Raw genomic sequence first — 23,033 nt, 5'->3', positions numbered from 1 at the left:
GTCAGGCTGGCAGTCTGTGCTTTGAGCCTGACATTCGAGGAGCGACACCACGTGTTAACCCTGCTTAATTTACTCTCTGCGGTGGCCCTGCTGGTCTGGGGCACGCATATCGTACGAACTGGCATCATGCGGGTCTACGGTGCCGATCTGCGCCGCGTCCTGAGTCGCAGCATAGAAAAAAAACCGATGGCGTTTCTGGCGGGCATTGGCGTGACCACGCTGGTGCAGAGCAGCAACGCCACCACGCTGCTGGTGACCTCTTTTGTGGCGCAGAATCTGGTCAGCCTGACGCCCGCGCTGGTAGTGATTCTTGGCGCGGATGTCGGCACCGCTATTATGGCGCGTATCCTGACGTTTGATCTCTCCTGGCTCTCACCGCTGTTTATCTTCTTTGGCGTGGTGTTCTTCCTCAGCCGCAAGCAGACCCGTGCGGGTCAGTTAGGCCGGGCCAGTATCGGCCTGGGCCTGATATTGCTGGCGCTGCAGCTGATTGTCGAAGCGGCTCGGCCGATTACCCAGGCCGCCGGTGTCCAGGTGCTTTTCTCCAGCCTGACCGGCGACGTGATGCTTGATGCGCTGCTGGGGGCGGTATTCGCCATCATCAGTTACTCCAGCCTGGCCGCGGTGCTGATCACCGCGACGCTCACCGCCACCGGCGTGATTTCATTCAAGGTGGCGCTCTGTCTGGTGATTGGTGCCAATCTCGGTAGCGGCCTGCTGGCGATGATCAACGCCAGCGGCTCAAATGCCGCGGGCAAGCGCGTGGCGCTCGGCAGCCTGCTGTTCAAGCTGATCGGCTGCGTGTTCATCCTGCCGTTTGTCGATATTGTGGCAGAGTGGCTGGATAAGCTGCCGGTCAACGATGAAGAGTTAGTGATTTTCTTCCATGTGTTTTACAACCTGATCCGCTGCGTGGCGATGGTGCCGTTTGCTGACCTGATGGCGCGCCTCTGTCGTCGTATGATCGCCGACGACGTGGATAACGCGCTGCACCTTAAGCCGAAACACCTCGATCGCAGCGCGCTGGATACGCCGGCGCTGGCGCTGGTGAATGCCGCCCGCGAAGCGTTGCGCATGGGCGACGTGCTGGAGCAGATGCTGGAGGCGTTTAATAAGGTGGTACATGGCGAATCCCGCGAGGAACGCACGGTGCGCAGGCTGGATGATGATGTCGATGTGCTCTATACCGCCATCAAACTCTATCTGGCGCGGATGCCAAAAGAGGACCTCCCCGAAGAGGACTCGCGTCGCTGGGGCGAAATCATTGAAATGTCACTTAATCTGGAGCAGGCCGGGGACATCATTGAGCGGATGAGCGGCGATGTCGCTGACAAGTCGCTGGCAGCGGGCCGCGCGTTCTCTGCCGAGGGATTAAAAGAGCTGCAGGAGCTGCATGAGCTGCTGATCGCTAACCTCAGAATGAGTCTGTCGGTGTTTCTGTCACACGATGTCACCAGCGCTAAACGTCTGCGCCGCGCTAAACATCGCTTCCGTCTGATGATCCGCCGCTACTCTCACGCGCATGTTGACCGGCTGCACCAGCAGAACGTGCAGAGCATTGAGACCAGTTCGCTGCACCTCGGTTTACTGGGCGACATGAAGCGCCTGAATTCACTGTTCTGCAGTGTGGCCTACACGGTGCTGGAACAGCCCGACGATGAACGTGACTATGAATAAAACTGAGCGGAATGAATAGCCTGCTGCGCCGGAGCGGTGATCGTCCGGCGCGGCAGCAGTGAGATGCGGCGCAGTGCAATAATGCGCCGCCACTGTTACTTCTTCTTAATCGGCTTTCCTGACCAGTAACCCGCCAGCAGTGAACCTGACAGGTTGTGCCACACCGAGAACAGCGCGCCTGGCAATGCCGCCAGTGGTGAGAAGTAGAGTTTTCCCAGCGTCGCCGCCAGTCCGGAGTTTTGCATGCCAACCTCCAGCGCCAGGGTACGGCAGGTTGACTCATCGAAGCCAAACAACTTGCCACCCCAGTAGCCGCCAAGCAGGCCAATCGCGTTATGCAGGATCACCGCCGCGATCACCATCAGACCCACCGATCCAATAAAGGCCTGACTGCCCGCCACCACCGCACTGATGATCAGCAGAATGCAGACCATCGAAAACGCAGGCAGCCAGGGTTCGACCCGGCGAACCACGCTGTTCATGCTGTGATGAATGATCAGTCCCAGAGAGATGGGGATCACGACGATCTTCACGATACTAAGCAGCATGCCAGCCACATCAACCTGAATGTGGGTATCAACATAAAAGCGGGTTAACAGCGGCGTGGCGAACACACCCACCAGCGCAGAGACTGACGAGATTGTCACTGACAGCGCCACATCCCCCTTCGCCAGATAGATCATAACGTTGCTGGCGGTGCCGCTGGCAACTGAGCCGACCAGAATCATACCGGCAGCCAGATCGGGCGGCATATGAAACAGTTTTGCCAGTCCCCAGGCGGCTAACGGCATCACCAGATAGTGCAGAAAGGTTCCGGCAATCACCGGCGCAGGTCGGGTCAGGACCCGTTTAAAATCGTCGATATTCAGGGTCACACCCATGCCGAACATAATCAGCATCAGCAGATAAGTGACCCAGGGTCCGATGCCGAGAAACGTACCTGGAGAGTAATAAGCGGCGACAGACAACAGCACGGCCCAGAGCGGGAACAGGCGGGTTAACGTGGCGAGCATAGCCAGACTTCCTTATAAGAATGTTATGTTTTATGCAGATTTGCCATAGAGAGTCGCCATGCAGGAACGACTGCCGTGACGAAGGCCGGATCATAACATTTCATTATCATGGCGTAAGGCGAAGATGGGTCGAGGCGGGAAAATGCGGATCGACTGCTGCCGATCCGCTGAATATTGACGAAATTACGCTGCTTTTTCCTCTAAACCGCGGTAGATCAAACCACCAATCACGGCACCGATAATCGGCATTAACCAGAACATCCACAGCTGAGAGATCGCCCAGTCCCCCTGGAACAGGGCTGCCGCGGTGCTGCGTGCCGGGTTAACCGAGGTATTGGTAACCGGAATGCTGATCAGGTGAATCAGGGTTAACGCCAGACCAATCGCGACAGGTGCAAAGCCTTTCGGCGCGCGTTCGCTGGTGGCACCCATGATCACAATCAGGAAGATAGCGGTCATCACCCCTTCGGCGATCATACCTGACTGCAGGCTGAAGCCGCCCGGCGAGTGTTCGCCGTAGCCATTTGCCGCAAAGCCGCTGGCCGCTGCACTGAAGTCGCCTTTACCGCTGGCGATCAGATAGAGCACTGCGCCAGCGGCAATGCCGCCTGCCAGTTGCGCGATGATGTAAGGAATGGCCTGAGACGCGGGAAAACGTCCGCCTGCCACTAATCCCAGGGTCACCGCCGGGTTAAAGTGCCCGCCTGAGATGTGACCGACCGCATACGCCATGACCAGCACGCTCAGCCCGAAAGCCAGCGCCACGCCCACGAAGCCAATGCCCAGTTCCGGGAACGCAGCTGACAGCACGGCACTACCACAACCGCCGGCCACCAGTACGAAGGTACCCAGCGCCTCTGCGACTAACCTTTTCATGATATTTCCTAAATTTGGGTGAATTGATTCAGCGGCGGGATTATAAATCTGCGGAAAGGGAGCGCAATGCAGGTGCACGAAATGCGCAGAGAAAGGGGTTGCCATTTGGCAACAACAGGAATTAACTTTATGAATTAACAGGTTTTATCGGAAGTCGCATGCCGGGGAGTAATGAGGGAGATATGAACCATTTTTGCCGCTTTTCAGGCCGCGCTGACGCGGCCTGAATGGCAGAGAAGTTTACTCGAACAGATTACGATGCAGCGTACGTACCACGCTTTCCGCATCGTTGCCCGGCACCAGGAAGCAGAGGTTGTAGCTGCTGGCACCGTAGCAAATCATCCGCAGGTTGAACGGGTCGAGCACACCAAACACTTCTTTGCCGACGCCGCACGCTTTTGACAGCTGGTTACCGATAATCGCCACCAGCGCCAGATCTTCTTCCACTTCAACCCGGCACAGCGACGAGAGTTCAGTCAGTAAAGCCTGGGTCAGCAGGCTGGCACTGGTTGAGGTCGATCCGGTGGTGTCGAGCGTCAGCGCCACGCTCACTTCGGAGGTGGTGATCAGGTCAACCGAGACGTTATGACGCGCCAGAATATTGAAGAGTTCAGCAAGAAAACCAAACGTATGAAGCATGTTAAGGCTGTGCAGCGTTAACAGCGTCTGCTTACGGCGTAGCGCCAGTGCACGAAACAGCGGCGGGTTGCGGGTTTCATTGCAGACGCGGGTCCCACCGGCTGCCGGATCCTTACTGGAACCGACGAATACCGGAATACCCCGGCGTACAGCGGGAAGCAGCGTCGCCGGGTGCAGCACTTTCGCGCCGAACGTCGCCATTTCAGCGGCTTCTTCAAAAGTAATTTCATCAATACGCTTCGCCGTCGGCACCACGCGCGGATCGGTGGTGTAGATGCCTGGCACATCCGTCCAGATATCCACACGCGCCGCGTTCAGCGCTTCGCCCAGTAGCGCGGCGGTGTAATCACTGCCGCCGCGACCCAGGGTGGTGGTGCGCCCTTCGCTTTCACTGCCAATGAAACCCTGAGTAATGACTAATGCCTGCTCAATGCGCGGCTGTAACTGCGCCGTCGCCTGCTCCGCCAGCACCTGTACATCCGGTACTGCCCGGCCAAAATGATCGTCGGTACGCATTACCTTGCGGACATCGAACCATTCCGCATTAACCTGGCGTTCACGCAGGATTTCCACAAACAGCAGTGATGACATCAGCTCACCGTGGCTGACCAGTTCATCGGTCAGGGCATTCGAGGTTGCCAGTGAGGCGGCTTCGGAAAGCATGCTGATATTGTCGATCATCCGATCAATTTCATCGCGGATTACTTCCGGACGCTGCAGGCGATCAACAATGGCGTACTGGATACGGCGGATATCATCAAGCAGAACAGCGCGCTGGGGAGCCTGCTGGCCTTCAGCCAGCGCAACCAGCAGATTAGTAATACCCGCCGAGGCAGAGAGCACTACCAGACGCGTGCTGGCGTCCTGCAACACCACATCGGCGCTGCGGTTCATCGCTTCAAAATCGGCTACGCTGGTGCCGCCGAATTTTGCCACTATCAGTGTTTGAGACATGTAGGACCTCGTGTCAGGTTATCTTGTTCTCGCCGATGAAAGGGTCGAGAAACATTCTTTCAGCCAGGCACAAGGAAAGAGCAGAAACGGGCGGACAAGATCGGATAGACGAGTCACCCAGAAGCGCCCCACCTTGCGAAACGTCGACTGCAGACGTTTCTGGTGACAACCCAGAGGATTCAGCCCCTGTAGCCGACAGGCAGCACACCGCATGCTGACCCACCTCGGCGTCGCTCCCCATCATGTGTTTTCACCGGATACGGTTCCTCCAACACACTGCCTGGGCGACGCGCCTCTTCTGGCTTGCGCACAGGTGCGCAAGTAGGCGCATAGATCTAGCCTTTTCTGGACCTGCTGTCAATGTCAGCGATGACCGGAGCGCCGCATCAGAAAACAAATGACTCTGCGTCGCAGCGGCTACAGTGCTTAATGGGTTCAGCCCATGCAGCAATCCCTGATACGGCACAACGTTTTGCGCAGACTTTCGCGTCACACTTTACCGCGCGTTGCCTCTGCGGTCCGCTGGCTGTTCGCGCCAGTCAATGCTGGCGATAAACAGCGGCGTTCAGATCGCCTGTCCGGCGCGCGCTGACAAAATTTTTCCTTTCAGTTACAACTGTGGTCATACTGAAACGCTAAACGGGCATGATGTGCCTCCGATGGAATGACGGTTCTTAATATCAACAAGAGTGTTGCCATGAAAAATATCAATCCGACACAAACCGCAGCCTGGAAAGCGCTGCAACAGCATTTTGAGCAGATGAAGTCGGTAGAAATTGCCGATCTGTTCGCCCAGGATGCCGATCGTTTTGCCAAATTCTCTGCCACCTTTGATGATCAGATGCTGGTGGATTTCTCTAAAAACCGCATCACCCAGGAAACCCTCGATAAGTTACAGGCGCTGGCCAAAGAGACCGACCTGAGCGGTGCTATTAAGTCTATGTTCTCGGGTGAGAAGATTAACCGCACCGAAGATCGCGCGGTGCTGCACGTCGCGCTGCGTAACCGGAGTAACACACCGATTCTGGTGGATGGCAAAGATGTGATGCCAGAGGTCAACGCGGTGCTGGATAAGATGAAAGGCTTCTCTGAGCGCATCATCAGCGGCGAATGGAAAGGCTATACCGGTAAAGCGATCACCGACGTGGTGAATATCGGTATCGGCGGCTCTGACCTCGGCCCGTTTATGGTGACTGAAGCGCTGCGCCCGTACAAAAACCATCTGAACATGCATTTTGTTTCTAACGTTGACGGCACCCACATCGCCGAAACGCTGAAAGATCTCAGCCCGGAAACCACGCTGTTCCTGGTGGCATCGAAAACCTTCACCACCCAGGAAACCATGACCAACGCCCACAGTGCGCGCGACTGGTTCCTGAAAACAGCGGGAGACCAGCAGCACGTAGCAAAACACTTTGCTGCGCTGTCGACCAACGCCAAAGCGGTGGGCGAATTCGGTATCGACACCAACAACATGTTTGAATTCTGGGACTGGGTTGGCGGCCGCTATTCACTGTGGTCAGCGATCGGCCTGTCGATTATTCTCTCGATTGGCTTCGATAACTTCGAGCAGCTGCTGAGCGGCGCACATGCCATGGACCAGCACTTCGCCTCTGCGCCGGCTGAGCAGAACCTGCCGGTGCTGCTGGCGCTGATTGGCATCTGGTACAACAATTTCTTTGGTGCTGAAACCGAAGCGATTCTGCCTTACGACCAGTACATGCACCGCTTTGCCGCCTATTTCCAGCAAGGGAATATGGAGTCAAACGGCAAGTATGTGGATCGTGCCGGTCATCCGGTAGACTACCAGACTGGCCCAATCATCTGGGGCGAACCTGGCACCAACGGTCAGCACGCGTTTTATCAGCTGATCCATCAGGGTACCAAGCTGGTTCCGTGCGACTTTATTGCGCCGGCCATTACCCATAACGCACTCGCGGATCACCATCCGAAGCTGCTCTCTAACTTCTTTGCCCAGACTGAAGCGCTGGCGTTTGGTAAGTCACGCGACGTCGTAGAGAAAGAGTTTACCGATGCCGGTAAATCCGCAGAGTCTGTGGCCCATATCGTGCCGTTCAAGGTGTTTGAAGGTAACCGCCCGACTAACTCCATCCTGCTGCGTGAGATTACTCCCTACAGCCTGGGTGCACTGATTGCCCTGTATGAGCACAAAATCTTCACTCAGGGTGCCATCCTGAATATCTTCACCTTCGATCAGTGGGGTGTGGAATTAGGTAAGCAGCTGGCGAACCGTATTCTGCCGGAACTGGAAAACGAGGACGAAATTACCACTCACGACAGCTCCACTAATGCCTTAATTAACCGCTATAAATCCTGGCGTTAATCGGCGTTAATTTCATCGGGCGGCCACTTTGCCGCCCTTTTTTTGTCTGTCTTTACATCTGAATGGGCTGTTTATATCGTCGGGGAGGATGGATTGTCAGGGAAAAGTCTTAAAATCCCCTAAGATAATTCTGAACATCGATACACTGAACGGACCGATCTAAAGTATAAAATGGCCCTGAAACGGGACGATCTCTATTGTTAGCCATTGATTCATAATCATATTCAGTTTCAGCAATCCTCAGTAAATTCTGATTATTCTTATTCCGTACCAGATATTAATAAAAAAGAACATTACGCTTTGCAATTGATTCGCCAGCAGCGAAATATCTGGCATCAGCCCGAAATATTCCGATATAAAAAGTAGTTATCCCCAATCCAGCTAATTAAATCACGCGTCCACCCCGCTATTCACCCTGGTTTTTCCGGTGCTGAACTCTGGTATTTTGTTGCCCTATACTGAACGCGCCCGCAATGGGACTGTCCGTCGATTTTGCCGCAGTCTGACTGTGTTGCAACCTCAGCGGACAGAGATCCTTCATTCACTCAATGCAGGAAACGCTGTTATGAAAAAAACTATGGTTGCCGGTGCAGCCTTGATCTTCGTTGCCGTCTCTTCCAGCGCATTTGCTGCGCCGGAAGAAGCTGGTACCGCAGCTGGCGCGCAGGCGGGAGCAATCTCTGCTGGCACGTCGACCGCTGTGGGTATCGGTGCACTTGGCGCGCTGGTCGGGCTCGGCATTGCCGCTTCTGGCGGTGGTGACGGTGCAAATACCGGTACAACAACCACGACCACGACGAGCACCACTCGTTGATGGATGCCCGACCCCCGTCTGATTGCTGATCTGCAGCAAACGGGCAGAGGCTGAACCACTGACTTCGGTGAGTGATGACGCTGAGCCACGTAAACTGTATTTCTGCAGCCGGAACGGGACGGGCAGAGCACCTTTAAACATAACCACACGCCTGTGTGGTTATTTTTTACTTTGGCATGACTTATCAGGGACACACAGTGCGCCAACTTCCTCTGCTGCTCGCTTGCCTGCTGCTGCAGGCCTGTACACAAACGCAAAAAGGTCTTGAACAGACGCTGCTGCTTGCGGTTAACGGTCCGGACGACGTGACCGTTACCGATCAACAGGTCAACAATCTTCCCTATGCCAGTCTCTATGCTCGCCTGAATGAAGGTCCGCGCATTTTTGTGGTGCTCGGCTACAACGAGAAAGGTCAGCAGAAATGGGTGACACAGGATCAGGCGATGCTGGCGACACAGCATGGCCGCCTGGTTAAAACCCTGGGCTTGCCGGATAACCTGCTGAGCGTCAGCAATCTGCAACAGGATCCGCTCGCTGACAGCCTGCATATCAGCAACGGCGCAGGCTGGACCCGCATCGTGCAGTGGACCGAACAGGGCAAGGTTCGCGGCGCGACTGTGCGTTCAACCTTCCAGCGCGGCACCGACGAAGTCCTGACCGTGGCGGGCAACCGCATTCCGTGCCGCGTCTGGCATGAGCAGGTGAGCATCGACAGCAATAACCGCGAGTGGGAAAACACCTTCTGGATCGATAACAGCAGCGGCGATGTGGTGCAGGCCCATCAGATGCTGGCGGCAGACGCCTTCCCTGTAGATATCACTATTCTGAAGCCGGCGAAATCATGAAAAAAATCACTTTTTTGCTGGCCGGGCTGAGCCTGTTCAGCGCCGCAGAAGCGCAGGCAACCGCGCAGGTTATCGTTCATGCACCGCACAACGGCGGTCAGGCTGAGCTGAGCCAGGTCGCGGATCTGTCCCAGCTGGTGACTCTGCCTCCACTGCAGGTCAACACTGACTGGCGCGCGACCTTTATTGCCGAGCGCGGCGCCAGTGCAGTAGCACAGCAGCACTATCAACAGACGCTGGGCGCGTTACGTGCCTGGCGTGCCGACAGCAGCGGCGATCGGGCGACGGCCATTGATGAGGTGATCCGCCAGCTGAACGCCATCAAAGTGGCAGGTCGCCAGTTCACGTCGCTCGACCCGGACTGGATCCGTCTGCATCCGGCTGACAACCGTCGGCTGGAAGGCAGCTATGACCTCTATCTGCAGGCCCCCTCCGATTCTGTGCTGCTGCTCGGCGCGCTGAGCGGCGCAGGCAAAGTGAGCTGGCAGCCGGGTAAATCAGTACGCGACTATCTGGATGGTCATGACGCACTCTCCGGGGCAGAACGCAATTTTGTCACGGTGATTGCACCTTCAGGCACCACACAGCAGGTGCCGGTTGCCTACTGGAATCATCGCCACGCGGAAGTGGAGCCAGGCAGCATTATCTGGCTCGGCTTTTCGTCATGGAGCCTGCCAGGCAGCTATGAAGACCTTAATGAACGCATCCTTTCCGTACTGACTCACCGGATACCAGACTGATGAAAAAACGTTATCTCTTCAGCCTGTTGGCTGTTTCTGTGGCGGCAGCCTGTCAGGCGCAGGCTGACACCTGGCCCGAGCCGGTGGGTCCTTCACAATCCGATTTCGGCGGCGTGGGTCTGATGCAGGTGCCGACGGCGCGCATGGCCAAAGAGGGCGAGTTCAGCCTCAACGCGCGCGACAACGATCAGTACCGATACTACTCCGCGTCACTGCAGCTCTTTCCCTGGCTGGAGACCACGGTGCGGTATACCGACGTACGCACCCGTCAGTACAGTGCGGTCTCAGAATTCAGCGGCACGCAGAGCTATAAAGATAAAGCCTTCGACCTGAAACTCCGTCTGTGGCAGGAGGGCTTCTGGCTGCCGGAAGTGGCGGTGGGCACCCGCGATCTGGGCGGTACCGGTCTGTTCGACAGCGAATATCTGGTGGCGACCAAAGCATGGGGACCGTTCGACTTTACCCTGGGGCTTGGCTGGGGCTATCTCGGCAACAGCGGCACGGTGAAGAACCCCTTCTGCTCATACAGCGACAGCTATTGCCAGCGTCCGCAGGTGGGCGAAGCGGGTTCAATCAACGGCTCGCAGATGTTCCACGGCCCGACGGCGCTGTTTGGCGGCGTGGAGTATCAGACGCCCTGGCAGCCGCTGCGCCTTAAAATGGAGTATGAGGGCAACGACTACCAGAATGACTTTGCTGGTCGCCTTGAGCAGCGCAGCAAGCTCAACGTCGGCGCGATTTATCGCGTGACCGACTGGGCTGACATCAACGCCAGCTACGAACGCGGTAATACCTTTATGTTTGGTGTCACCATTCGCACCAACTTCAACGATCTGCGTCAGGCGCACATCGACAGTGAGAAGCCTTCCTACAATCCGCATCCGCAACCTAAGTTGCTGGAGCCGACGGTGGTGGGCACTCAGCTGACCGATCTGAAATACAATGCCGGTCTCGATGGTCCGCGTATTCAGACTCAGGGTCACACGATCTATGTGTCAGGCGAGCAGACAAAGTATCGCGATACCCGTGAAGGGGTGGATCGTGCGAACCGCATCATCATGAACCACCTGCCTGACGGCATCGACACCATCAATGTCACCGAGTCGCGCTTTAACATGCCACAGGTGACGACTGAGACGCAGGTCGCCAGCCTGCGTAACAATCTGGAAGGCTATCCGCTGGGCCATGAGCAGCCACTGCAACAGACACGCAAAGAACCGGTCGATCCGGGTAGCACCGAGCAGGGTATGTTTATCCGTCAGGATCGCCTGAACTACAGCCTCTCACCGGTGCTGAATCAGTCGGTGGGCGGCCCGGAAAGCTTCTATATGTATCAGGTCGGCGTAATGGCTAACGCTGATTACTGGCTGACGGATCACCTGCTGGTGGGCGGTAGTCTGTTTGGTAACCTCGCCAACAACTACGACAAGTTCAACTACAACGGCGCACCGGCGGACTCTTCGCTGCCGCGCGTGCGTACCCATATCCGCGACTACGTTGAGAACAACGTCTACGTCAACGATCTGCAGGCAAACTATATGGGCCACCTCGGTAACGGCTTCTATGGTCAGGTTTACGGCGGGTACCTGGAGACGATGTACGGCGGCGTGGGCGGCGAGCTGCTCTATCGTCCGGTCGATGCGAACTGGGCGGTGGGCGTCGATGCCAACTATGTCCGTCAGCGTGACTGGGACAACATGATGCAGTTCAATCGCTATAAAGCCTCAACCGGCAACCTGACGGGTTACTGGCGTCCATGGTTCATGCAGGATGTATTGGTGAAAACCAGCGTCGGTCAGTATCTGGCGAAAGATAAAGGCGTGACGGTCGATGTGTCGAAGCGCTTCGACAGCGGCGTGATGGTGGGTGTCTATGCCACCAAAACCAACGTCTCGTCTGAAGAGTATGGCGAAGGCGACTTCACCAAAGGCTTCTATATCTCTATCCCAATGGATCTGTTCACCGTGACGCCAACGCGCGGTCGCGCGCAGGTGAACTGGGTGCCGCTGACGCGTGATGGCGGTCAGATGCTGGGTCGCAAGTACCAGCTGTATGATCTGACGTCCGATCGCGACGCTCGCTTTAACTAAGCAGATGGCGGCCTCAGGGCCGTTTCATGCGGTTAACAGAAAGCAGGCTCAGGGAGCATACGCCTGAAGCAAAGCATAGCAATGAGATCGCGCCTGCTCAGGGAACCCGGTCAGATCGGAAAGGCGCTAATGCCATCCCTGGCCGCTCGTCCCGCGCCGTCCCTGGCGCGGGACGCTTTCCTCCTCTGACCGGGTTCCCTGCGCGTTGAGTTTCTTCATTGCTGCCAGATTTAACCGGAGCTGGATTTGTCAGCAGTCTGAAGCGGCCCTCAGGCCGCTTTTTTACTTAGTCCGCGTCGTAGCCGAGATTCGGCGCCAGCCAGCGCTCAACTTCTGTGACCGACATCCCTTTGCGTGCCGCATAATCTTCCACCTGGTCACGCTGGATCTGCGCCACGGCGAAATAGCGGCTGTCAGGATGGCTGAAGTACCAGCCAGAGACTGACGCGCCCGGCCACATGGCAAAGGATTCGGTGAGCTTCATGCCGGTCTGTTGTTCCACCGCCAGCAGACGCCAGATGGCGGCTTTCTCGGTGTGCTCCGGGCAGGCCGGATAGCCTGGCGCCGGACGTATCCCCTGATAATTTTCCCGAATCAGCTCTTCATTACTGAGATTTTCGTTAGGCGCGAAGCCCCAGATCACCTTACGTACCCGCTCGTGCAGGTATTCGGCAAAGGCTTCCGCCAGACGGTCAGCCAGCGCTTTCACCATGATCTTGTTGTAGTCGTCATGCTGACGATCGTACGCCTCCGCCAGCGCATCCTCTTCCAGCCCACCGGTCACCGCAAAGGCCCCGAGATAGTCCGCTTTACCGCTCGATTTCGGGGCCACAAAATCCGCCAGACAGTAGTTGGCGAAGTCGGTTTTTTCGGTCTGCTGGCGTAAGTGATGACTCACACACAAAATATCATCACGCCGCTCATCACTGTAGAGATGAATATCATCGCCGACCCGGTTAGCCGGAAAAACACCGACCACACCACGTGGCTTCAGCAGCGACTGCTGGCTTAATCTGTCGAGCATCGCATTGGCATCGGCAAACAGACGCTGCGCCTCTTCACCCACCACCTCATCCTCCATGATACGGGGATATTTGCCCGCCAGCGACCAGGTCATAAAGAACGGCGTCCAGTCGATGTAGTTGCGCAGCGTTTCAATGCTGGCCTCCACCTGGCTGATCCCGGGACGATGCGGCACGGGTGGCGTGTAACTCTCCCAGTCAATTGAGGTGGCATTATCGCGCGCCGCCTGCAGCGAGACCGGCGGCGTGCGCGGCTTTTTGCGGGCATGCTGAATGCGCACGGTCTCGTACTCTTTGCGGGTTCGGGCGACGAAATCCTCTTTTAAGGTAGCGGAAAGCAGCGACGACACCACGCCAACGGTGCGTGAGGCGTTCTGCACGTAGACCGTCGGGCCGCTGTAATGCTGCTCAATTTTGACAGCGGTATGCGCCTTCGAGGTGGTCGCGCCGCCAATCAGCAGCGGTAAGGTAAAGCCCTGACGCTCCATCTCTTTCGCCATGTTGACCATCTCATCCAGCGACGGCGTAATCAGGCCTGATAAGCCGATGATGTCCGCATTCACTTCGCGCGCCGTTTTAAGAATTTTTTCGCCCGGCACCATCACGCCAAGGTCAATGATTTCGTAGTTATTACACTGCAGCACCACGCCGACAATATTTTTCCCGATGTCGTGTACGTCGCCTTTGACCGTGGCCAGCACGATTTTACCGTTGCTGCGCCCCGCCTCTTTACTGGCTTCGATAAAGGGCTCCAGATACGCCACCGCCTGCTTCATCACGCGCGCCGATTTCACCACCTGCGGCAGGAACATTTTGCCCTCACCGAACAGGTCACCGACCACGTTCATGCCGGACATCAGCGGGCCTTCAATTACCTCTATCGGACGTGGCACCTGCTGGCGCGCCTCTTCGGTATCCTGCTCGATAAACTCGGTGATCCCCTTGACCAGCGAATACTCCAGCCGTTTCACCACATCCCAGCTGCGCCATTCCGCGAGCTGTTTTTCCTGCGCGCCATCGCTTTTGCCGCCACGGTATTTCTCCGCCAGCGCCAGCAGCCGCTCGGTGCCATCATCCCGCCGGTTAAGAATCACATCCTCTACCGCCTCGCGCAGTTCTGCCGGCAAATCGTCATAGATGGCCAGCTGGCCTGCGTTGACGATGCCCATATCCATGCCTTTACGGATGGCGTAATAGAGAAAGACGGCATGTATCGCTTCACGCACCGGATCGTTGCCACGGAATGAAAACGATACGTTGGAGACGCCGCCGGAGATCATCGCATGGGGCAGCTCGCGCTTGATATCTTCGCAGGCACCAATGAAATCCATGGCGTAGTTGTTATGTTCATCGATGCCGGTGGCGACCGCAAAGATGTTGGGGTCGAAGATAATATCTTCCGGCGGGAAACCGACCTGTTCGGTGAGGATCCGGTAAGCACGGCGGCAGATCTCAATTTTTCGGGCGCGGGTATCCGCCTGCCCCGCTTCGTCAAACGCCATGACCACCATCGCCGCGCCGTAACGCCGGACCTGACGGGCATGATGAATAAAGGCCGCTTCACCCTCTTTCATCGAAATTGAGTTCACGATCCCTTTGCCCTGAATGCACTGCAACCCTTTCTCAATCACCTCCCATTTTGAGGAGTCGATCATGATCGGCACGCGGGCGATATCCGGTTCGCCAGCAATCAGATTCAGAAAGCGCACCATCGCCGCCTCGGCGTCGAGCATGCCTTCATCCATGTTGATGTCGATGATCTGCGCGCCGCTCTGCACCTGCTGCAGCGCCACTTCCAGCGCTTCGTTATACTTCTCTTCTTTGATCAGCCGTTTAAATTTTGCCGAGCCGGTGACGTTGGTGCGCTCACCGACGTTAACAAACAGTGACTCTGCGGTGATGTTAAGCGGCTCCAGACCGGAGAGACGACAGGCCACCGGGATCGTCGGCAACTGACGCGGTGCGACGCCTTCAACCGCCGCCACCATGGCAGCGATATGTTGCGGTGTGGTGCCACAGCAGCCGCCGATAATGTTCAGGAATCCGGCGGTGGCCCATTCACCAATCTGCTGCGCCATCACTTCCGCATCCAGATCATATTCGCCAAAGGCATTGGGCAGGCCGGCGTTGGGATGGGCGGTCACATAGCCTTCAGCGATGCGTGACAGTTCCGCCACATACTGACGAAGCTCGTCGGGTCCCAGCGCGCAGTTCAGGCCAAAAGAGAGCGGTTCGGCGTGACGCAGCGAGTTGTAAAAAGCTTCGGTGGTCTGGCCGGAGAGCGTTCGGCCGGAGGCGTCGGTGATAGTGCCGGAGATCATCAGCGGCAGCGCAACGCCCAGCGCTTCCATCTCGGTCTGCACCGCATAGACGGCTGCTTTGGCATTCAGCGTATCGAACACCGTTTCAATCATGATGATGTCGGAACCGCCCTCCACCAGCGCGCGGGTCGATTCGCGGTACGCCTCTACCAGCTGATTAAAAGTAACGTTACGGTAGGCAGGATCGTTGACGTCGGGTGAGATCGAGCAGGTACGGTTGGTCGGGCCGAGCACACCCGCAACATAGCGCGGACGATCCGGCGTTTTCGCCGTCCACGCATCGGCGCAGGCTCGCGCCAGGCGGGCCGCTTCAAAATTGATCTCCGCCGATAAACTTTCCATCTGGTAATCCGCCATCGCAATCGACGTGGCGTTAAAGGTGTTGGTTTCGAGGATATCCGCACCCGCCGCCAGATATGCGTCGTGGATCTCGCGGATCACCGCTGGTTTACTCAGCACCAGCAGATCGTTGTTGCCTTTGAGATCGCAAGGCCAGTCAGCAAAACGGCTGCCGCGATAATCCTCTTCTTCCAGCTTATAGCTTTGGATCATGGTGCCCATACCACCATCCAGCACCATAATGCGTTGTGCGAGCTGCTGTTTTAACGCGTCGATTTTATTGCTCACTGTTGCCCCATTCACGTCAGTCTGCTGGCGGAAAAGCCCGTTTTTCATTCTGGCACAAGCTGGTCAGGCGACAAAGTAACCTCGAATGAGACATTTTCAGGTCACGGCTATACAGGTCTGACCAGAAAACCAGCGTTTGCAATGCGCGTGATTAAAACGAAAATGATTTCCACAATGTAAAAGGAGAAACAATGATGGCAACGCCGGTTCCTGTTAAGCGCGGCAAGAAACCCCGTGGCACCCCTGTCGCCGCACCCGCGGGCGGTCAGGTGCAATCGCTGACCCGTGGCCTGACGCTGCTGGAGCTGATTGCTGACTCACATGGCAGCGTAGCGCTGACCGAGCTGGCGCAGCAGGCGGGTTTGCCTAACTCCACCACGCATCGCCTGCTCAGCACCATGCAGCAGCAGGGTTTTGTCCGGCAGGTGGGCGATCTCGGGCTGTGGACGATCGGCGCACACGCCTTCGTGGTCGGCAGCAGTTTCCTGCAGAGCCGTAACCTGCTGGCGCTGGTACACCCGGTGCTGCGTAGCCTGATGGAGCAGTCCGGTGAAACGGTGAATCTGGCGGTGCTGGATCTCAGCGATCACCAGGCGGTGATCATTGATCAGGTGCAGTGTACCCAGCTGATGCGAATGTCTGCGCCGATTGGCGGCAAGCTGCCGATGCATGCGTCTGGCGCAGGCAAAGCGTTTCTGGCCCATCTGGGCGATGAGCAGGTCACCGCCCTGCTGCATCAGAAAGGATTGCATTACTACACGCCGAAAACCCTGATGTCACCGCAGAGTCTGAAAGAGAATCTGGCGCTGGTGCGCAAAGCGGGCTTCTCGTTTGATGATGAAGAGCATGCGCTTGGACTACGCTGTGTCGCCGCGCCAATCTATGACGAACATGGCGAGGCGTTTGCCGCGCTCTCCATCTCCGGCCCCATCGCCCGCATGACAGACGATCGGATTACTGAATTAGGTGCACTGGTCATCCGCGAAGCGCGCCAGGTTACGCTGGCGTACAGCGGTCGTTAACTTTATCTGCGCCGTAGCAGACGCTGAAACGCTGCGTCTGCCGCCAGGCGATCACCTCTTCCACATGACCCTGGGCGATCCGCTGCTGCTGCGCGCGCCACCAGCGGGCGTCGAATATCTCCGGATGCAGTTGCAGCAGCAATGCGCCGGTAGCGGCTTCACTGCATAACGCATAGCGGAAGGTTTCCGGGAAGACATCGTCCGGCCCGACGCTGTACCAGGGCTCGGCGCTGAGTTCATCCTCCTCATAGCGCGCCGCGGGCACCTCCCGGAAGTGCAGCTCCTGCATCGGGCGGATCTCATCGTAATCGTAAAAAATCACCCGGCCATGGCGGGTGATGCCGAAGTTTTTAAACAGCATGTCTCCGGGAAAGATATTGGCCGCAGCCAGCTGTCGGATAGCATTTCCATACTCCTCAATCGCGTGACGTCGCTCTGCGGCATTCGCCTGGGCCAGGTAGAGATTGAGCGGCTGCATACGGCGCTCCAGCCACAGGTGACGAATAATCAGGCGATCGCCTTCGATATGTAGCTTCTCAGCCACGCAGGCATGGAGCTCTGCCAGCAGCGCCGGTGAGATGCGCGACAGCGGCAGCGCAAACTGCTCGAATTCCTGCGTATCCGCCATACGACCCACGCGATCGTGCTCTTTGACCTGCTGATAACAGGCGCGAACCTGTGCTTCCGTCACCTCTTTTTGCGGCGCGAAGCGATCCCTGATGACCTTGAACACCCAGTCAAAGCCCGGCAGCGTGAAGACCAGCATCACCATGCCGCGCACGCCGGGTGCGATCTCAAAGGCCGTCTCATTTTCTGCCAGCGCCTGAAGATATTCGCGATAGCTCTCGGTTTTACCGTGCTTCTGGCAGCCAATCGCCATATAGCGCTCCGCCAGGGTTTTGCCAGGCAGAATCGGTTGCAGCCAGGCAACCAGCGCCGCAGGCACCGGCGCATAAACCATGAAATAGGCGCGGGCAAAACCAAACACAATGCTGGCGTCATTCACATCGGTCAGACAGGTGTCGATCCACAGTTCGCCCGTTTCACTGCGCTGGATCGGCAGCAGGCAGGGCAAAATGCCCCCCGGCAGATGCAGGCGCGCCACCAGCCAGGCGGTTTTGTTACGATAGAAGAGTTCACTGTTAACCTCGAGCCAGCCCTGGTCCAGCCGGGGAAAATGCGACTGCAGGTGGCGGACAATCCAGCCGACATCGCGAGCGCGGTGCTGCCACGGCAACGTCAGCGGTAAATCGCTCAGCACCTGATCCACCAGTGCCAGCCAGCCCCGCTCCGGCTGATAACGGCGCGATAACGGGCGCAAAGGTGTGACCGGCGCGGTCAGGGATTGAGAGCTGAAGATAAACAGCCGGTCCGGCTGCAGATCGGCATGTCCATGTAACCGGCAGTAGACGGAATTAAAGAAGCTTTCGGCAATTTCATGCCGTGGATAGCCGGGCAGCAGGCTTTGATAGTGGTCCTTAACCCGCAGCCAGAACATCTCATCCCAGCTGGCCGCACCGTTCAGCACCCGCAATTGATCGGCAACCAGGCTGACGTGATGATCATAGAGATGGATGCGGGCCTTCATGGCATGCTGCACCGCCTGCCATTCCGCCTGCTCAAACCGCTGCTGCGCGCCAGCAGTGATGTCGAGAAAGCGGCCATACTGCGCATCAAAACCCTGCAGGATAGTGTGGGCGATCAATGATTCGCGTGGCGGCATAATCAGCTCCGGTAAACGCCCGCCCGCGGTTTGCGGACGGGGAATCAGTCAGAGAAAAAGGGTCAGAACTGATGTTCTTCGGTCGACCCGGTGAGCGCGGTGACCGACGACTTACCGCCCTGAATGATATTGGTCACCTGATCAAAATAGCCGGTGCCCACCTCCTGCTGATGCGATGAGAAACTGTAACCGCGATCGCGGGCAGCGAACTCAGGCTGCTGAACCTTTTCAACATAGTGACGCATCCCTTCGCCCTGGGCGTAGGCGTGGGCCAGATCGAACATGTTGAACCACATGCAGTGGATACCCGCCAGCGTGATGAACTGGAAGCGATAGCCCATATCGCTGAGCGCCTGCTGAAACTTCGCGATGGTGCGATCGTCGAGGTTCTTCTTCCAGTTGAACGACGGTGAACAGTTGTAGGCCAGCAGCTTGCCGGGGAAACGCGCATGAATGGCGTCGGCAAAGCGCTGCGCCATCGCCAGATCCGGCGTTGAGGTTTCACACCACAGTATGTCTGCATAAGGTGCATAGGCCAGCCCGCGACTGATCGCCTGTTCAATACCGGCGTGGGTGCGAAAGAAGCCTTCTGCCGTCCGGTCGCCCTGGATAAAGGGCCGATCGTATTCATCGCAGTCTGAGGTAATCAGGTCAGCGGCGTCGGCATCGGTACGCGCCAGCAGCACGGTTGGCACGCCCATCACATCGGCAGCCAGCCGTGCCGCCACCAGTTTCTGAATGGCTTCCTGAGTCGGTACCAGAACTTTGCCGCCCATGTGACCGCATTTTTTTACCGCCGCCAGCTGATCTTCGAAGTGGACCGCCGCCGCGCCCGCCTGAATCATCGCCTTCATCAGCTCATACGCATTCAGCACGCCGCCAAAACCAGCTTCAGCATCGGCCACAATTGGCAGGAAGAAATCGGTATGCCGGCTGTCCCCCGCTTCAATGCCGCTGGACCACTGAATCTGATCGGCGCGCTGAAAAGTCTGATTAATGCGCGTCACCACCTCCGGCACCGAGTTCACCGGGTAGAGCGACTGATCGGGATACATCTGCCCCGCCACGTTGGCATCCGCAGCCACCTGCCAGCCAGAAAGGTAGATCGCTTCGATGCCCGCTTTGGCCTGCTGCAGTGCCTGCCCGCCGCTCAGCGCACCCAGGCTATTGATATACCCTTTCTTCGCCTCGCCATTCAGCAACGCCCATAATTTCTCCGCACCGCGCTCTGCCAGCGTACAGGCGGGCAGGACCGAGCCGCGCAGATTGACGACTTCTGCTGCGCTGTAAGGGCGGCTAATGCCCTGCCAGCGTGCGGTCTGCCAGAGTTGTTCCAGTTGATCGATCTGTTGAGTACGTGTCATGGCAATAGCTCCTCTGTTCAGGGGATCAGGCGATAGCCTGGCAGGGTAAGAAAGGAAACCAGCTCGCGCTCGGTGGTGATCTGAGCCATCAGCTGCGCCGCGTCGTCATAGCGACCGGCGCTGAAGTGGGCTTCGCCCAGCGCGTTTTGCAGCAGATGCAGCTCTTCGTTCAGCCAGCGCAGAAACAGTTCAGCTGTGACCTGCTGACCGTTGTTCAGCATTTGCTGATGACGAATCCATTGCCAGATTGAGGTGCGTGCGATCTCAGCGGTGGCGGCATCCTCCATCAGTCCGTCAATCGGGACACAGCCGTTACCGCTGATCCACGCTTCCAGATATTGCAGCGCAACACGGATGTTGGCGCGCATACCGGCTTCGGTGCGCTCGCCCTGACAGGGCGCCAGCAGTTGCTCCGCCGTGATCGGCGCATCCTCTTCCCGCATGACCTGCAGCTGGTTTGGCCGGTCGCCCAGCGCGGTGTTGAAGACCGCCATCGCGGTCTCTGCCAGACCAGGATGAGCAATCCAGGTGCCATCATGCCCGTTACCTGCCTCCCGCTGCTTATCTTCCGTCACGCGCTGCAGTACCCAGGCATTGCGCGTAGGATCTTTAGCGGGGATGAGCGCTGACATCCCGCCCATCGCAAAAGCGCCCCGGCGATGACAGGTTTTAATCAGCAGTCGCGAATAAGCGTCCAGGAATGGCTGAGACATGGTGACGGACTGGCGATCCGGCAGCACGCGATCCGCATGCTGTTTCAGGGTTTTGATATAGCTGAAGATGTAATCCCAGCGGCCACAGTTGAGGCCAACAATGTGATCGCGCAGATTCCACAGGATCTCATCCATCTGAAACACGGCGGGTAAGGTTTCGATCAGGACAGTGGCTTTGATCGTGCCACGCGGCAGATCGAACTGATCCTCGCTGAAACTGAAGATCTCACGCCACCAGGTGATCTCCTGCCAGCTCTCGGTTTTCGGCAGATAGAAATAAGGACCGCTGCCTTTGGCCAGTAATGGCCGGACGTTGTGGAAGAAATAGAGCGCGAAATCAAACAGCCCGGCCGGAATTGCCTTCCCCTGCCAGCTGACATGTTTTTCTGACAGATGCAGACCGCGCACCCGGCACATCAGCACGGCAGGGGTAGCGCCGAGCTGATAAATTTTGCCTTTGTCGCTGGTATAACTCAGGGTGCCCTGTACTGCTTCGCGCAGTGTCAGCTGCCCTTCAATCAACTTTGACCACTCCGGAGACAGCGAATCTTCAAAGTCGGCCATAAAGACTTTAACGTTTGAGTTCAGGGCGTTAATTACCATTTTCCGATCGGGTGGGCCGGTGATCTCGACCCGACGATCTTCTAAATCTGCCGGAATAGATTGAATACGCCATTCACTGGCTCTTATGGAAGCCGTTTCCATATCGAAGTCTGGCAGATAGCCCTGGTCATATTGCTGCTGACGCTGCTGGCGAGCCGATAACAGCACTTCGCGTTGCGGTGCAAAGCGTGCGACCAGAGTCTCTAAAAAAGAAACAGCCTCGGGCGTTAACAGCTGCTGTTCGGCATGGCTAAAGGGCTGGCTGAAAATCAGGGTATGGCTGATCACTGAGTCTGTCATGCTGGCGTTCTCCTGTATTTAAAGGATCGAAAGCAGCGGATCCACACGGTGTTTATTTTGTAAGCTACAGGATCAGAGCATAAGCATTTATTTTTTTAAATCAAAAACTATTTCCATTTTCAATAAAATATTCATCTATCTAGATGTTTTATATGAAATAAAAATTTAATCAGTTAAAGGAATTGCTTTCATTTGACGTTTTGCAGGCGAAAAAAAACCGTGTTGCCATCGGCTAACACGGTTCAGTTGATCTTCAGACGGGACTATTCCAGCGTTGGGTTCATGTGACGCAGATCGAACGGCGTGATCTGGTAAACGTAGTAGTTGAGCCAGTTCGAGAACAGCAGATTGCCGTGACTGCGCCAGGTGGCGCGGGGTGGCAAGGCCGGATTATCCTGCGGGAAATAGTTATAAGGGACTTCCGGATTCACTCCCGCTTCATAATCGCGATGATACTCACCAGACAACGTCAGGGCATCATATTCCGGATGGCCGGTAACGAACACCAGACGTTTGTCTTTACTCGCCATCAGATAGGCACCGGTTTGTTCCGATTCAGCAAACAGCTCAAGATCGGTGTAATCCGTAATCAAATGAGTGGGGAAATCAGCATAGCGTGAGTGCGGTGCGAGGAAATTATCATCAAAACCGCGGGTCAGTAACGCATGGGGATGCAGTATCTGATGCTCATAGACGCCAGACAGTTTGTTATGCCGGGTTTGCTTGGGAATACCATACAGAATGTTAAGCGCAGCCTGCACCGCCCAACAGACAAACAGGGTGGAGGTGACATGCTCATTTGCCCAGTGCAGAACGCGCTGAATCTGTGGCCAGTAAGCGACATCATTAAAATCAACCAGCCCGAGTGGCGCACCTGTCACGATTAAGCCATCGTAGTTATCATGCTGGATATCTTCAAAATTGCAGTAGAAGTTGTTGAGGTGCTCAGTGGGTGTATTGCGTGACTCACGGCTGTCGATGCGCAGCAGCTGAATATCGATCTGTAATGGCGAGTTGGAAAGCAGACGCAGAAACTGATTCTCCGTTTCGATCTTTTTCGGCATCAGATTCAGTATGAGCACTTTAAGCGGGCGGATCTCCTGAACACTGGCGCGCGACGATGTCATCACAAAGACATTTTCGTCACGCAAAAAATTTACTGCCGGTAATTCGTCGGGAACCCTGATTGGCATAACCTGCTCACCTCTTACAACCATATAAACGTTTAGACATCCAGATGCCCAACATTAGCCTGTTCGTTGTAAGATGTCGAGGTTTGATGCAGAAAATGAAAATGTTTCAGCTTAACGTGGCAAAGCGCAGACGTAAAAAAGCCCCGCACTTTC

The 23,033-nt window shown here is 56.6% G+C and carries 15 protein-coding genes and 1 riboswitch; of the genes, 7 read left to right on the top strand and 8 right to left on the bottom strand.

Annotated features, from left to right (window positions below):
• Window positions 1-51: 51 nt before the first annotated feature.
• Window positions 52-1,677: a Na/Pi cotransporter family protein gene (locus EPG66_RS13225; RefSeq protein ID WP_031593875.1), complete on the top strand. Its 1,626-nt coding sequence runs from the start codon at window positions 52-54 to the stop codon at window positions 1,675-1,677.
• A gap of 95 nt (window positions 1,678-1,772) precedes the next feature.
• On the opposite strand, the gene panS is transcribed toward EPG66_RS13225, so the two are convergent.
• The 3 genes from panS to lysC all read right to left on the bottom strand — a co-directional run bounded on the left by panS (window position 1,773) and on the right by lysC (window position 5,159).
• Window positions 1,773-2,690 carry a ketopantoate/pantoate/pantothenate transporter PanS gene (gene panS, locus EPG66_RS13220; RefSeq protein ID WP_010252655.1) on the bottom strand — a complete coding sequence of 306 codons (918 nt, stop codon included), beginning with the start codon at window positions 2,688-2,690 and terminating at the stop codon, window positions 1,773-1,775.
• 183 nt (window positions 2,691-2,873) lie between these two features.
• Window positions 2,874-3,566 carry an aquaporin Z gene (aqpZ, locus tag EPG66_RS13215; protein ID WP_069025632.1) on the bottom strand — a complete coding sequence of 231 codons (693 nt, stop codon included), beginning with the start codon at window positions 3,564-3,566 and terminating at the stop codon, window positions 2,874-2,876.
• Window positions 3,567-3,806: 240 nt separating this feature from the next.
• Window positions 3,807-5,159, bottom strand: a complete 1,353-nt coding sequence (gene lysC, locus EPG66_RS13210) for a lysine-sensitive aspartokinase 3 (RefSeq protein WP_022625207.1) — start codon at window positions 5,157-5,159, stop codon at window positions 3,807-3,809.
• A 113-nt stretch (window positions 5,160-5,272) separates the two neighbouring features.
• A riboswitch (Lysine riboswitch) is annotated at window positions 5,273-5,465 on the bottom strand.
• Between the two features lie 391 nt (window positions 5,466-5,856).
• Between lysC and pgi the strand changes: the two genes are divergently transcribed.
• The 5 genes from pgi (at window position 5,857) to EPG66_RS13185 (ending at window position 11,992) form a co-directional block, all read left to right on the top strand.
• Entirely contained in the window at window positions 5,857-7,503 is a 1,647-nt protein-coding gene (pgi, locus tag EPG66_RS13205; RefSeq protein WP_033759516.1) for a glucose-6-phosphate isomerase, read from the top strand.
• Window positions 7,504-8,068: 565 nt separating this feature from the next.
• Window positions 8,069-8,317 (top strand): exopolysaccharide production protein YjbE, encoded by a 249-nt coding sequence (yjbE, locus tag EPG66_RS13200; protein ID WP_010252668.1) that lies wholly within the window; start codon window positions 8,069-8,071, stop codon window positions 8,315-8,317.
• A gap of 197 nt (window positions 8,318-8,514) precedes the next feature.
• Complete coding sequence (locus EPG66_RS13195) at window positions 8,515-9,162, top strand: YjbF family lipoprotein (RefSeq protein ID WP_182687197.1); 648 nt, start codon at window positions 8,515-8,517, stop codon at window positions 9,160-9,162.
• Window positions 9,159-9,902: a capsule biosynthesis GfcC family protein gene (locus tag EPG66_RS13190; protein ID WP_182687195.1), complete on the top strand. Its 744-nt coding sequence runs from the start codon at window positions 9,159-9,161 to the stop codon at window positions 9,900-9,902. The genes EPG66_RS13195 and EPG66_RS13190 overlap by 4 nt, the downstream gene beginning before the upstream one ends.
• Window positions 9,902-11,992: a YjbH domain-containing protein gene (locus EPG66_RS13185; RefSeq protein WP_182687186.1), complete on the top strand. Its 2,091-nt coding sequence runs from the start codon at window positions 9,902-9,904 to the stop codon at window positions 11,990-11,992. The genes EPG66_RS13190 and EPG66_RS13185 overlap by 1 nt, the downstream gene beginning before the upstream one ends.
• A gap of 286 nt (window positions 11,993-12,278) precedes the next feature.
• Here the strand turns inward: EPG66_RS13185 and metH are convergent, their stop codons facing one another.
• On the bottom strand, window positions 12,279-15,962 hold the full coding sequence (gene metH / locus EPG66_RS13180) for a methionine synthase (RefSeq protein ID WP_182687348.1): 3,684 nt from the start codon (window positions 15,960-15,962) through the stop codon (window positions 12,279-12,281).
• A gap of 194 nt (window positions 15,963-16,156) precedes the next feature.
• On the opposite strand from metH, the gene iclR reads away from it, so the two are divergent.
• The gene (gene iclR / locus EPG66_RS13175; RefSeq protein ID WP_010252683.1) at window positions 16,157-16,984 is read left to right on the top strand and encodes a glyoxylate bypass operon transcriptional repressor IclR; all 828 of its coding nucleotides are present in this window, start codon (window positions 16,157-16,159) and stop codon (window positions 16,982-16,984) included.
• Here the strand turns inward: iclR and aceK are convergent.
• The 4 genes from aceK to metA all read right to left on the bottom strand — a co-directional run bounded on the left by aceK (window position 16,959) and on the right by metA (window position 22,880).
• Window positions 16,959-18,707: a bifunctional isocitrate dehydrogenase kinase/phosphatase gene (gene aceK / locus EPG66_RS13170; protein ID WP_182687183.1), complete on the bottom strand. Its 1,749-nt coding sequence runs from the start codon at window positions 18,705-18,707 to the stop codon at window positions 16,959-16,961. The genes iclR and aceK overlap by 26 nt on opposite strands.
• A 62-nt stretch (window positions 18,708-18,769) precedes the next feature.
• Window positions 18,770-20,071 carry an isocitrate lyase gene (aceA, locus tag EPG66_RS13165; protein ID WP_182687181.1) on the bottom strand — a complete coding sequence of 434 codons (1,302 nt, stop codon included), beginning with the start codon at window positions 20,069-20,071 and terminating at the stop codon, window positions 18,770-18,772.
• Between the two features lie 17 nt (window positions 20,072-20,088).
• Window positions 20,089-21,687, bottom strand: coding sequence for a malate synthase A (gene aceB, locus EPG66_RS13160; protein ID WP_182687180.1), 1,599 nt, complete (start codon window positions 21,685-21,687; stop codon window positions 20,089-20,091).
• A gap of 263 nt (window positions 21,688-21,950) precedes the next feature.
• A complete protein-coding gene (metA, locus tag EPG66_RS13155; RefSeq protein WP_031593864.1) occupies window positions 21,951-22,880 on the bottom strand; it encodes a homoserine O-acetyltransferase MetA in 930 nt (309 codons plus the stop codon).
• Window positions 22,881-23,033: the final 153 nt, after the last annotated feature.

Source organism: Pantoea pleuroti (assembly GCF_014156615.1).
In the GTDB taxonomy this organism is placed as follows: domain Bacteria; phylum Pseudomonadota; class Gammaproteobacteria; order Enterobacterales; family Enterobacteriaceae; genus Pantoea; species Pantoea agglomerans.
The sequence above is the reverse complement of the archived record's forward strand: the minus strand, read 5'-3'. Positions and strand labels throughout refer to the sequence as shown.

Bases quoted from the DNA above. Each gene is read 5' to 3' on its own strand.
- pgi (WP_033759516.1), top strand. From the start codon at position 5,857: ATGAAAAATATCAATCCGACACAAACCGCAGCCTGGAAAGCGCTGCAA.
- lysC (WP_022625207.1), bottom strand. From the start codon at position 5,159: ATGTCTCAAACACTGATAGTGGCAAAATTCGGCGGCACCAGCGTAGCC.
- iclR (WP_010252683.1), top strand. From the start codon at position 16,157: ATGGCAACGCCGGTTCCTGTTAAGCGCGGCAAGAAACCCCGTGGCACC.
- aceB (WP_182687180.1), bottom strand. From the start codon at position 21,687: ATGACAGACTCAGTGATCAGCCATACCCTGATTTTCAGCCAGCCCTTT.
- aceK (WP_182687183.1), bottom strand. From the start codon at position 18,707: ATGCCGCCACGCGAATCATTGATCGCCCACACTATCCTGCAGGGTTTT.
- metA (WP_031593864.1), bottom strand. From the start codon at position 22,880: ATGCCAATCAGGGTTCCCGACGAATTACCGGCAGTAAATTTTTTGCGT.
- panS (WP_010252655.1), bottom strand. From the start codon at position 2,690: ATGCTCGCCACGTTAACCCGCCTGTTCCCGCTCTGGGCCGTGCTGTTG.
- aceA (WP_182687181.1), bottom strand. From the start codon at position 20,071: ATGACACGTACTCAACAGATCGATCAACTGGAACAACTCTGGCAGACC.
- EPG66_RS13185 (WP_182687186.1), top strand. From the start codon at position 9,902: ATGAAAAAACGTTATCTCTTCAGCCTGTTGGCTGTTTCTGTGGCGGCA.
- EPG66_RS13190 (WP_182687195.1), top strand. From the start codon at position 9,159: ATGAAAAAAATCACTTTTTTGCTGGCCGGGCTGAGCCTGTTCAGCGCC.
- yjbE (WP_010252668.1), top strand. From the start codon at position 8,069: ATGAAAAAAACTATGGTTGCCGGTGCAGCCTTGATCTTCGTTGCCGTC.
- aqpZ (WP_069025632.1), bottom strand. From the start codon at position 3,566: ATGAAAAGGTTAGTCGCAGAGGCGCTGGGTACCTTCGTACTGGTGGCC.